The organism is Brevibacterium senegalense (assembly GCF_000285835.1).
In the GTDB taxonomy this organism is placed as follows: Bacteria; Actinomycetota; Actinomycetes; order Actinomycetales; family Brevibacteriaceae; genus Brevibacterium; species Brevibacterium senegalense.
In genome coordinates this window covers 54832-65657 of sequence record NZ_HE978602.1, presented here as the reverse complement: position 1 = coordinate 65657, position 10826 = coordinate 54832, and the positions used below count along the sequence as shown (strand labels likewise).

Here is a 10826-nt window from a genome sequence, read left to right as displayed (position 1 = left end):
TACCGACGTGGCTGTGGCCGACTGAAGAGTCGCATTAGTCGGGCGTTTGCAAGCAACAGGAGCTCCGGCATCAGCTTTTCCCGACCCATTGACCGGTTGCATTCGTTGCGAGCCGGGCGCCAGGACCAGGAGTTCGGGGTCGGCGCGGACAGGGCACGCTCACCGCTGGCCGTGCCCCAACACCGGGGCGACCCGGTCCGGGGCCTTGCGCGCTGGCGGCGTCGCATCGGCCAACGCCTGACGCACCGTGCGACGGTGGACTTTGTGCTTCACCGCCAGTGCGCGGATCGACATCTCTTCATCCCTGTGGTCTCGCCGGATATTCTCGAACTGCTCCACTCTCGACAACTCCTTCATCAGTCCCTGCCTCTTCGTGATCGCCTTGCCAGACGATCCGAACAGTAGGGGAGGTAGGTCGAGGGTGGGGCCAAATCAGAGCATCAAAACCGCTCCAGGTGGGGCCATTTCAGAGTGTCATACTCAGTCGCGGCGTCGCCGTCCCCCTTCGACCGGTTGACGCTCGATTCGACGGCCAGCAGGTTGATCGGGTCGTTCGCCAGCGCGACGCGCTCGTCCGCGGACAGCCCCTGCGCACCGGTCTGCCACGCGTTCGACAGGGCCACGACGTGGTCGATGTCGATGTTGTTGCCGTCGCCGCGGATGAAGTCGAACGTGTCCCCCGTGTAGTCGGAGGTCAGCGTCCCGCCCAGCACGATGCACCCGCCGGTCTTGAGCGTCAGGCCGGTCAGGTCGCGCCGCAGCACGTCGTTGCGGGTGTCGCAGCCGTTGCGGTCCGTGTCTTCGCGCCAGCGGAAGAGGTCGCGGTCGTAGCCGGTCTTCGGCGCCCGCCCCTTGATCTCCAGTTCGTACAGCATCTGCAGCGCGCTGCCGGATTCCGCGTCGTCCGGGTCTGGTGCGTCGCGCTCGCTCGACTCGTCGTCGGCCGTCCGGGTCGCCGTGGGCGTGGGGCTGGGGTCCGCCGTCGCCGAGGCCGTCGTCGCCTCCGCCGTCGCGGCCACCTCCTGCTCGTCGGTGAGGTCGACGCCGGACTCGTCGCATCCCGAAAGCGCGAGTGCGGCGATCACCGCGACCGTCGATCCGACCGCCGCACCACGCGAACGCCACCACGAACCGGCCACTGCCACCGCTGCTTCCCACCCGTGAGCTTCGACTATTCGAAACTCGGCTCAGAGCAGTATGCCCGGCCCGCGATCGGAATGCATGCCGGTGAGAAGTCCAGACGGCGTGAGTTCCGCCTCAGCGCCGCATTCTCGCGATGCACCGGGTGCGTGTCTGCCACACCCCCGCTCGCGGGGTCCCGCCGGACCCTCTCACCGCGTGTCGCAGATCGACCCTCGGATCGTTCGCCTGATCGCTTCCACGCACACACGCTCCCCCACTCAGTCGTTCACCAGTGGGATGAGGTCCGTGGCGATGCGCTCCAGCTCCTCGTGCAGGGGTGACGCCTGGATGAGCAGCAGGTTCAGCCCCGCTTCCTCGTACGCTCGGATCTTCTCCGCGACCTGCTCCGGGGTGCCCACCAGCTCCGGTCGCAGCGCGCGGGTGCCCACGGAGTACTCGCGCTTCGACACCTCGACGTCCAGGTTGGAATGGGTCGTGAACTCCTCGAAGGACGCATACCCCGGCGAGTTCGGATCGACCGTCGTGATGCGCTCCAGCTCCCTGCGCGCCTCCGCCTCCGTGTCGCGGATGATGATGTACGCACTCATCCCGATCGAGCCGAACGGCCCGCCCTGCAGGCGCTCGCGGCGGGCGTTCACGTCCGCCGCCTTCTCCCGGATCTCCTCGATCGTCCCGCCATGGGTGACGTACGAGTCCGCGAAGCCCGCGATCGCCTCGCGTCCGCCCTCGGACTCACCGCCGGCGTAGAACTGCGGCAGGCGGGCGGGCTTGGGCTCGACGACCGTTCCCTCGATGTCGAAGTACTCCCCGTGCTGGCTGTACGGCGACTCCGTCAGCAGCCCCCGCAGTGCGTCGACGAACTCGCGGCAGTGCACGTAGCGGTCGTCGTGCGAGGGGAACACGCCGCCGAACTGCTTCGCCTCCTCCGCCCACCACGCCGCCACGACGTTGAGAGAGAGCCGGTCGCCGGAGATGTCCGCCAGCGTTGAGAGGCGCTTCGCCGTCACCTGCGGGTTGTGATAGCCGGGCCGGATCGCGGTCAGCACCTCGATCTGATCCGTCACCGCGGCGATCGCGGTGGCCAGCGACCACGCCTCGAGGCTGGGCGCCTCCGGTCCCTTGCGGTCATTCAGGTAGAGCTCCGGCACCAGGGTGAGGTCGAAGCCAAGACGGTCGGCCTGCGTGCTGATCCGCTTGATGTAGTCCCACGTGGGCGGCATGCCCTCGTCCTCGATGTTGCGCAGGAAGCCGCCGTAGACGGGGGTCCAGTAGCCGAATCGCATGTCAGTGTCCTTCCGAGTCGTGCGAGAAGTGATGGGCACCCACCGCGTCCAGCGCCCGCTCCAGGTCCGCCTGCAGGTCCGCGACGTCCTCGAGGCCCACGGACAGGCGGATGGTTGTGAGGTCGATCCCGGCCTCGGCACGGCCTGCGGCGTTCAGGCGCGAGTGCGTCATCGTCGCCGGGTGGACGACCAGGGACCGCGCGTCCCCGATGTTGGCGGCGAGCGCGAACAGCTCCAGCGCATCGACGAACGTCTCGACGGAGTCCGCTCCCGTCGCCAGGTCGAACGCGAACACACCGCCCACACCGTCCGGGAACAGTCGCTGGGCACGCGCGTGCTCCGGGCGATCCGGCAGCCCGGGGTGATGGACGCGCGCCACCTCCGGCCGCCCTGCCAAGAACTGCGCCAGCTGCAGCGCGGTCGCAGTCTGCCGCTGCACGCGCAGGTCCAGGGTCTCGATGCCCACGAGGATCTGCGCCGCGGTCGCCGGCGCCAGCGTGGGCCCCAGATCATGGACGACCTTGGACCGCGCCAGCACCAGGAACGGCGTCCGTCCCCCGGTCCCGTCGAACGCCTCCGTGAAGACAAGGCCACCGAACCGCGGATACGGAGCAGTCAGCCGCGGCCACCGCTTTGGCCGCGCGGTGAAGTCGAACGTGCCCGCATCGACCAGGGCACCCGCGATCGCGATGCCGTGCCCGCCCAGGTACTTCGTCGCGGAATGCACGACGATGTCCGCCCCGTGCTCGATCGGCCGGTGCAGGGTGGGCGTCCCCATCGTGTTGTCGACGATGACGGGCACATCTGCCGCATGCGCGATCCGGGCGATCTCCGGCAGGTCCGGGATCGTCAGGACAGGGTTGCCCACGGATTCCAGGAGCACCGCCCGCGTCGTCTCCCGCAGCGCCCCGGCCCAGGCCCCGTGGTCCAGCGGGTCGACGAGAGTCACCTCGATCCCCAGGTCCGCCAGCGTGTCCCCCAGTAGGTCTGACGTCCCGCCGTAGAGCTTGTTCGACGCGACGATGTGGTGCTGCCCCGGCCCGGCGGCGGCGATGAGCGTGAGCAGTGCCGCGGCGACAGCCGCCTGCCCGGACCCCACCGCGATGGCTCCCACACCGCCCTCCAGCGCCGCGATCCGGCGCTCCAGCACCGCGTTCGTCGGGTTGGCGTTGCGGCTGTAGATGTTGCCCACCCGCGTGAGCGCGAAGGTGTCTCGCGCCGCGGCGAAGGACTCGAACTCATAGGCCGCGGACTGGTACACCGGCACCGTCACCGTGTTCTGCGGCTCCCCGGGCGTGTACCCCGCGTGGATCTGCCGCGTCGCCGGCCCCTCGCTGCGCGTCATCGCCGCACTCCTCTTCTCCGCCTTCGCGTCGTCATCGGCACCGCCCCGCTCCCGCAGATCGTCGGGCATCGCAGCCACAGATCGCCGTGGTGCGACGGTCGGCGCCGTCTCCGCACATCCTGGTCCGCCGCCCAAGCCCACTCCCAATCGCGTGACGCTCTGCGTCGTTCCGCGTCGCCTCCGTGACACCCCGCGTCATCGGATGAACGTCTGGCACGCACCGGGCCGCCGGACCGTGCACGGTGATCCGGAACACCCACGACCATCCGCGACCACGAGGAGACGAGGCACCCATGACGCACGGCACCCGCCCGCAGCGGCGCCCGCACCTGACCCGGCGCCAGTTCTCCCTCCTCGCCGGTGCCGCTCTGGGCACCGCCGCGCTGGCGGTCCCCCGGATCGCGTCCGCGGACACCGCCGCCGAGGCCGCACCCACCCCGGGCGGATCCCTCACCTGGGGCTGGCGGCTGCCGTCGACGTGGGACTCGTCCCGCGGCATCGGCTACGACGTCCACGTCCTCTCCCTCGTCTACGCGGGCCTCACCCGGCTGGGCCCGGACGGCGAGCTGGAGCCGGACCTCGCCCACTCGTGGACCTACAACGAGGCGGGCGATGCGGTGACGTTCCACCTGCGTCCCGGCCTCGTCTACAGCGACGGCGCGCCGCTGACGGCAGAGGCGGTCAAGGCGGGCCTCGAGCGCAGCCGCGATCTGCCCGGCGCCACGAGTGCGCAGTCGCTGGCGGTCATCGAGGACATCACCGCGGCCTCGGCAACGGACGTGACCCTTCACCTGGCGGACGCGAACCACCAGGTGCCGCTGCTGCTGGCCGGGCTCATCGGCCACCTCGTCTCCCCGCAGGCCATCGCGGACGGTGTGGAGCTCAATGTCGCCCCCGTGGGCGCGGGCCCGTTCGTCCTCGACGAGCTGGTCCCCGGCTCGCACGCGAGTCTGCGCCGGAATCCCGATCACTGGAATGCGGAGGAGATCCTTCTCGACGAGCTGCGCGTCGTCAACCGCCCCGCCGAGGCTGTCGCCTACGCCGGCCTGTCCTCCGGCCAGTACGACCTCGCCCACATCGACGACTCGCAGATCCTGCCGCTGCAGCAGGCCGGGTTCCGCATCGAGGCGGGCACGTGCTTCAACGTCCACACGATCGAGATGAACAATCGGCACGCCCCCTTCGACGACCCCCGCGTCGTCGAGGCCTTCAACCGCGCGATCGACCGCGACGCGATCGTCGACAGCGTCTTCTTCGGCCACGGCGAGGCCGACTGGCAGCCGTTCACCCGCGACCTGCAGGGCTACGACCCCGGCCTGGACCGGCACTGGGACCACGACCCGGACCGCGCTCGCGCCCTCCTGGACGAGGCCGGCCACGATCGCATTCCCGTCACCCTCCACATCTACGGCGACGCCGGGAACGAGGCGACCGTCAAGTGGTCCGAGGTCGTCCAGGCACAGGTCGCGCAGGTGGGCTTCGACCTCACGATCGAGCTGGCACCGCCCGGATCCGGGCAGAAGGCCGCGCACTCCTACACCCTCTACGCCTACTCGTTCTCCGGGCGCGAATCGCCCGTCCAGGCACTCGAGGTCCTCTACGACGAAGGCGGGTGGATGAACATCTCCGAGCAGCACCCCGACGAGTTCCCGGCCGCACTCCAGAAAGTGCGCCGCACCCCGCTCGACTCCCCCGACTACCTGCCCGCACTGCAGGAGGCGACGCGACTGGCGGTCGTGGGCGCCACCCCGCACGTGTGGCTGCTCAACTGGAACCGCGCGCACGCGCTGAACGACCGGGTCACCGGTTTCAAGCACTGCCGCCACACTCAGCGCTTCGAGGGCGTGGGGGTCACGGCATGAGCACCGAGCCCACCACCGCACCCGGCCCCCGCACCGGTGCCGCGACCGGTCACGGCACCCCGGCCTCGGCCGAAGCCGTCTCCGGTCCCGCAATCGCGTCCCGCGCCGCCGCCCGCGCCCGAGGCCTGGGTCGCCTCGCCGTCACCGCCATCGTCCGCGCAGTGCCGGTCCTGCTGCTGACCGCCGCGGTCACGTTCGCCTTGGGTGCGTTCGCGAAGCAGGAGCCGGCGGACCTGCTCCTGGGCGAGGCCGCGACCCCGGAGGCGCTCGCCGAGCTCAACCACGAGCTGGGCCGCGACCGCCCCCTCGTCGTCCAGTTCGGCTCGTGGGTGTGGAACGCGCTGCAGGGTGACCTGGGCACCAGCTGGTTCACCGGCATCCCGCTGACGGAGACTCTGGCCGACCGGATCCCCGTGAGCCTGTCGATCGCCGGTCTCGCGCTGGTCATCGCGGTCGTCGTGGGCGGGAGCGCGGGCATCCTCGCGGCGACCCGGCGCGGCGGGTGGATCGACGCGACGGTGACGGTGCTCGCCTCGACGCTCGCGACCCTGCCGCCGTTCGTCGTCTCGATCCTCCTCATCCTGCTCTTCGGCGTCGCGGTGCCGATCCTGCCCACCGGCGGCTACGTGCCCTTCGCGCAGGATCCGGCCGGCTGGCTCGCCTGCATCATCCTCCCGGCGATCGCGCTGTCGCTCGAGGCCGCGGCGGACATCGCCCGGCAGCTGCGGACCGCGCTGGTCGCCAGCTTCGAGGAGAACTTCGTGCTGGGCGCCCGGCTGCGCGGCCTGTCCCAGCGACGGATCCTCGCTCGCTACACCCTGCCGCACGCGGCCGGTCCGGCCCTGTCCGTCATCGGCATCCAGGTGCCGCGGCTGGTGGGCGGCGCCATCATCGCGGAGCAGATCTTCTCCCTCCCCGGCCTCGGCCTCCTGGCCTACGAGGGCGCGACGCAGGGCGACATGCCGGTCGTCCTGGGCGCCGTCATGGTGACGGTCGTCGTCGTGCTCGCCAGCACCGTCGTCCTCGACCTGCTGCTGGCGGCCCTGCATCCGCAGGACCGCACCGGATCCCGCTCGCGCTCGACCAGGGAGACCCCATGACCGCGCTCCGCACGCTCCTGACCCGTCCCAGCGCCGCCGTCGCGCTCGCGGTCCTCGTCATCGTCGCGCTCGTCGTGGCGTTCGGCGAGCTGATCGCCCCGCACGACCCGCTCGCGCAGAACACGGCGGATGTTCTCGCCGGACCGTCCGCCGCGCACTGGCTGGGCACGGACTACCTGGGCCGCGACATCCTGTCCCGCCTGCTCGCCGGCACGCGCCTGTCCGTGCTGGCCGCCGCCGAGGCCGTGCTCGTCGCCCTGCTCCTGGGCACCACCGCGGCTCTCACCGCCGTGTTCGGCCCGCGGCCGATCCGGTGGGTCGTCGAGCGGGTCGTCGATTCGTTCATGGCGCTGCCCTTCATCACGTTCGCCGTGGCGATCGGCGCGCTGCTGGGCAACAGCATCCACGCGGCGATGGTCGCGGTGGGAGTGCTGGCCGCACCCACGTTCGTCCGCGTCGTCCGTGCCGCGGTGCTGCGGACGGCGCAGTCGCAGTATGTGGAGGCCGCGCGCCTCTTCGGTGTGCCCGTCGTCCGGATCGTCCTCACGCACGTGCTGCCGCGGATCGTGCCGGTGCTGCTCGTGACCTCGGCCAGCGCGTTGGCGGCCAGCCTGCTGGTCGTCGCGAGCCTCACGTTCCTGGGTGTGGGCGTCCAGCCGCCAGCTCCCACGTGGGGTGGGATGCTCTCTGCCGACCTGTCCTACCTCGCGCTGCGCCCCTTCAACCCGGTGGCACCGGCGCTGGCAATCATGGTGACCGTCGCGGCGCTGGGCATCCTCGCAGACCGCATCCGCGACCTTCCCCAGACCCGCATCGACGAGGACGGGGAGAGCGCGGATACGGAGATCGAGCACGCGCAGCCCCGCGACACCGCAGCATCCGGTGACGACGCTGCGGAGTCTGTCCGGACGGCCGACGCGCACGTCCCGGCCGATGCCGGAACTGGCCCGGAGCAGGAGGTCACCTCGGGTTCGGAACCGGCTGCGGCCTCGGGGGCGGTTTCGTCCGGGGCCTGGGGCACGGCATCGGATGATCTCCTCACGATCGACGGGTTGCGGATCACCGCGGAGTCCGGCCGGCCGCTGGTGCGCGGGGTGGACCTGCGGGTGCCGCGCGGGGTCAGCGTGGGGATCCTGGGCGAGTCCGGGTCCGGCAAGACGTTGACGGTCAAGGCGCTGCTGGGCGCGCTGCCGGACGGCGTGGAGGTGGCCGGCGGGTCGATCGACTTCGCGGGTGAGCGGATCGGCAGCGTGTTCCAGGATCCGGCGACGTGGTTCGCCCCGCATCTGACGCTGGGCTCGCAGATCGATGAGGTGCTGCGGCATGCGCAGGGGATGACTCGGGCGGAGGCAGCGGAGCGGCGACGGGAGCTGCTGACGCACGTGGGGCTGGACGACCCGGACCGGGTCTCCGCCCAGTACGTCCACGAGCTGTCCGGCGGGATGATCCAGCGGATCCTCCTGGCGATCGCGGTGAGCGGCGAGCCGGATCTGCTCGTCGCGGACGAGGCCACGACCGCGCTGGACGTGACGGTGCAGGCCGAGGTGCTGGGCCTCATCCGCCGCCTGCGCGCCGAGCACGCGCTGTCCGTCCTCATGATCTCCCACGACCTGGCGGTGCTGGCGCACTCGTGCGAGTACCTCTACGTCTTCCGCGACGGCGTCATCGTCGAGGCCGGGCCCACCGATCAGGTGCTGCGCGCGCCCCAGCACCCGTACACGCGGGAGCTCGTCGCGGACCACACGGTCTTCGGGATCGAGGCCGTGCGCCGTGCGGCGGAGGAGGCGCAGCGCGAGGAGGCCGAGGCCGGACTCGCCGCAGATCAGACAGCAGACCCGACGACCGACCAGCCCAACGGCATGACCGCACCGACCGGACCCGGGAAGGGGACACAGAGGCCATGACATCGACGACGGCACTGACGACAGAGAGGTTCACGCCCCCAGAGGCGAGCGCACCGAGCGTCCTCCCCGAGGGCTCCCCGACTGCAGACCCCCGGACCGGTGACGACGCGCAATCCGCGGACGCGCTGCGCGTGGAGGGGCTCAGCGTGCGCTACGGCGCACGGACGGTGCTGCACGACGTGGACCTGCACGTGGGTCCGGGTGAGGTCGTGGGTCTCATCGGTGAGTCGGGCTCGGGGAAGACGTCGCTGGCCCGGACGGTGCTGGGCCTCGTGCCCGCGGCGGCCGGGTCGGTCGAGGTCGCGGGGCAGAGGGTCGACCGGTTCGGGCCGCCGCAGTGGCGCCGGTTCCGTCGCGCCGGGCACGCGCAGCAGGTGTTCCAGGATCCGCTCAGCAGCCTGGACGGACGCTTCACCGCGCTGCGGTCCGTCCTCGAGGGCACGCGCGAGGTTGTCCGCGGCGCCGAGGCGACGCGTCGCGCGGAGGATGCGCTGCGCCGGGTGGGGCTCGCGGAGCGCCTGTGGAACCGCCGGCCCGCGCAGCTGTCCGGCGGTCAGCGGCAGCGCGTGGCGATCGCGCGTGCGATCGCGGTGGACCCGGCGCTGCTCGTGTGCGATGAGCCGGTGAGTGCGCTCGATGCCTCGAGCCGGATCGAGGTGGTCCGGGCGCTCGCGGACGTCGCGCGATCCGGGACGGGGCTGCTCGTCATCTCGCACGATCTCTCGTCCCTGGGCGCGATCGCGGACCGCGTGCTCGTCCTTCACAACGGACACATCGTCGAGGACGGGACTGCGGCTCAAGTGCTCACCGCGCCGCAGCACCCCTACACGCAGACGCTCATCGCGGCGATCCCCACGATCGCCGCCTGAGTCACGACCCACACACGACCTGACCCGCGCGACACGACAGAACTCGTCACGACAGAAGGAGACAGCCATGGCAGAGATCCTGGGAATGATCTCGTCCCAGCGAGGTTCGGAGACCGACCCCGTCACCGGACCCGCCGTCGATCCGGGGTGGATCCGCGAGTTCGCCCGCGCGCACGAGGAGGCCGGGTTCGACCGCGTCCTCATCGGGTATTCCTCTGCGGCACCGGACGGATTCGCGATCGCGTCCGCCGTGCTCGCGGCGACGGAGAAGCTGGGGGTGCTCATCGCGCATCGTCCCGGGTTCGTCGCTCCCACGGTGCTGGCGCGGAAGCTCGCGACGCTCGATCAGCTGAGCGGTGGTGGTCGTGTGGCGGTGCACCACATCTCCGGAGGCTCGGACGCGGATCAGGCGCGCGACGGCGATTACACGACGAAGGCGCAGCGCTACGCGCGCACGGGTGAGTTCATGTCGGTCCTGCGCACCGCGCTCTCCGCCGAGGCACCGTTCGACCACGAGGGTGAGTACTACCGGCTCACGGGTGCGCACAGCTCCGTGAAGCCGGTGCATCCCGGCGGGATCCCCCTGTGGTTCGGAGGGCTGTCCCCGGATGCCGTGCAGGTAGGCGGGCAGCACGCGGATGTCTATGCGCTGTTCGGTGAGCCGCGGGCGCAGATCGCGGACCGGATTCAGGCGATCCGCGCGGTTGCGGCGCAGCACGGGAACACCGGCCTCGGCTTCTCCATGTCGACCCGTCCCGTGGTCGCGGCGACCGAGGACGAGGCCTGGGAGAAGGCCGACCGCCTCCTTGCGCAGGCGAGGGTCAACCTCGAGGCGGGGAAGGAGAACAACCCACTGCGCCTCGTCCACAAGGCCACGGAGGAGAAGACGGCGGAGTCCGCGGACCGCCTCCAGCGCCTGGCGCACGAGCGGGACGTGCACGATGAGCGCCTGTGGTTCGGCATCACGAAGCTGATGGGGCCGCAGGGCAACTCGAGCGGTCACGTGGGCACGGGCGAGCAGGTCGCCGCGTCCCTGCTGGAGTACTGGGACCTGGGCGTCGAGAACTTCCTCATGCGCGGCTTCGACCAGCTGGGCGACGTGCAGGACTGGGGCGTGCACCTGCTGCCGCACCTGCGGGCCGGCATCGAGGCGCGGACCCAGGCAGCTCGGGCGTCAGCGATCGCCTGAGGACGGAGTCGGGTCCGCTCGGGAGGTGGCCGGGGTCCCTCCGGGCAGCGGCACCCTGGCCGAGGCTAACAGCACCATAAACACATCGTTGTGATGCACTTCACGAAGAGATAGCATGTCGACGTTCCGCT

At 71.0% G+C, this 10826-nt stretch carries 9 protein-coding genes; 5 read left to right on the top strand and 4 right to left on the bottom strand.

The window, feature by feature from the left end; translation table 11 throughout:
* Positions 1-159 precede the first annotated feature (159 nt).
* The 4 genes from HGBR_RS20310 to HGBR_RS16690 form a co-directional block, all read right to left on the bottom strand.
* Entirely contained in the window at positions 160-339 is a 180-nt protein-coding gene (locus HGBR_RS20310; protein ID WP_019158461.1) for a hypothetical protein, read from the bottom strand.
* 101 nt (positions 340-440) lie between these two features.
* Positions 441-1085, bottom strand: coding sequence for an HNH endonuclease family protein (locus HGBR_RS19840; RefSeq protein ID WP_245533278.1), 645 nt, complete (start codon positions 1083-1085; stop codon positions 441-443).
* Between the two features lie 315 nt (positions 1086-1400).
* Positions 1401-2426, bottom strand: coding sequence for an LLM class flavin-dependent oxidoreductase (locus tag HGBR_RS06160; protein ID WP_019158459.1), 1026 nt, complete (start codon positions 2424-2426; stop codon positions 1401-1403).
* A 1-nt stretch (position 2427) separates the two neighbouring features.
* Positions 2428-3771 carry an O-acetylhomoserine aminocarboxypropyltransferase/cysteine synthase family protein gene (locus HGBR_RS16690; protein WP_040364775.1) on the bottom strand — a complete coding sequence of 448 codons (1344 nt, stop codon included), beginning with the start codon at positions 3769-3771 and terminating at the stop codon, positions 2428-2430.
* Positions 3772-4064: 293 nt separating this feature from the next.
* Here HGBR_RS16690 and HGBR_RS06150 point away from each other — a divergent pair, with 293 nt between their 5' ends.
* From HGBR_RS06150 to HGBR_RS06130, 5 genes are all read left to right on the top strand, one after another.
* Positions 4065-5633 (top strand): ABC transporter substrate-binding protein, encoded by a 1569-nt coding sequence (locus HGBR_RS06150; protein WP_019158457.1) that lies wholly within the window; start codon positions 4065-4067, stop codon positions 5631-5633.
* Positions 5630-6733: an ABC transporter permease gene (locus HGBR_RS06145; RefSeq protein ID WP_019158456.1), complete on the top strand. Its 1104-nt coding sequence runs from the start codon at positions 5630-5632 to the stop codon at positions 6731-6733. Before HGBR_RS06150 ends, HGBR_RS06145 begins: the two co-directional genes overlap by 4 nt.
* Positions 6730-8637: an ABC transporter permease subunit gene (locus tag HGBR_RS06140; RefSeq protein ID WP_019158455.1), complete on the top strand. Its 1908-nt coding sequence runs from the start codon at positions 6730-6732 to the stop codon at positions 8635-8637. The genes HGBR_RS06145 and HGBR_RS06140 overlap by 4 nt, the downstream gene beginning before the upstream one ends.
* On the top strand, positions 8634-9506 hold the full coding sequence (locus tag HGBR_RS16685; protein WP_019158454.1) for an ABC transporter ATP-binding protein: 873 nt from the start codon (positions 8634-8636) through the stop codon (positions 9504-9506). The genes HGBR_RS06140 and HGBR_RS16685 overlap by 4 nt, the downstream gene beginning before the upstream one ends.
* 67 nt (positions 9507-9573) lie before the next feature.
* Positions 9574-10695, top strand: coding sequence for an LLM class flavin-dependent oxidoreductase (locus HGBR_RS06130; protein ID WP_019158453.1), 1122 nt, complete (start codon positions 9574-9576; stop codon positions 10693-10695).
* The last annotated feature ends 131 nt before the right edge of the window (positions 10696-10826 follow it).

Bases quoted from the DNA above. Each gene is read 5' to 3' on its own strand.
- HGBR_RS06160 (WP_019158459.1), bottom strand. From the start codon at position 2,426: ATGCGATTCGGCTACTGGACCCCCGTCTACGGCGGCTTCCTGCGCAAC.
- HGBR_RS16690 (WP_040364775.1), bottom strand. From the start codon at position 3,771: ATGACGCGCAGCGAGGGGCCGGCGACGCGGCAGATCCACGCGGGGTAC.
- HGBR_RS06140 (WP_019158455.1), top strand. From the start codon at position 6,730: ATGACCGCGCTCCGCACGCTCCTGACCCGTCCCAGCGCCGCCGTCGCG.
- HGBR_RS16685 (WP_019158454.1), top strand. From the start codon at position 8,634: ATGACATCGACGACGGCACTGACGACAGAGAGGTTCACGCCCCCAGAG.
- HGBR_RS06145 (WP_019158456.1), top strand. From the start codon at position 5,630: ATGAGCACCGAGCCCACCACCGCACCCGGCCCCCGCACCGGTGCCGCG.
- HGBR_RS06150 (WP_019158457.1), top strand. From the start codon at position 4,065: ATGACGCACGGCACCCGCCCGCAGCGGCGCCCGCACCTGACCCGGCGC.
- HGBR_RS06130 (WP_019158453.1), top strand. From the start codon at position 9,574: ATGGCAGAGATCCTGGGAATGATCTCGTCCCAGCGAGGTTCGGAGACC.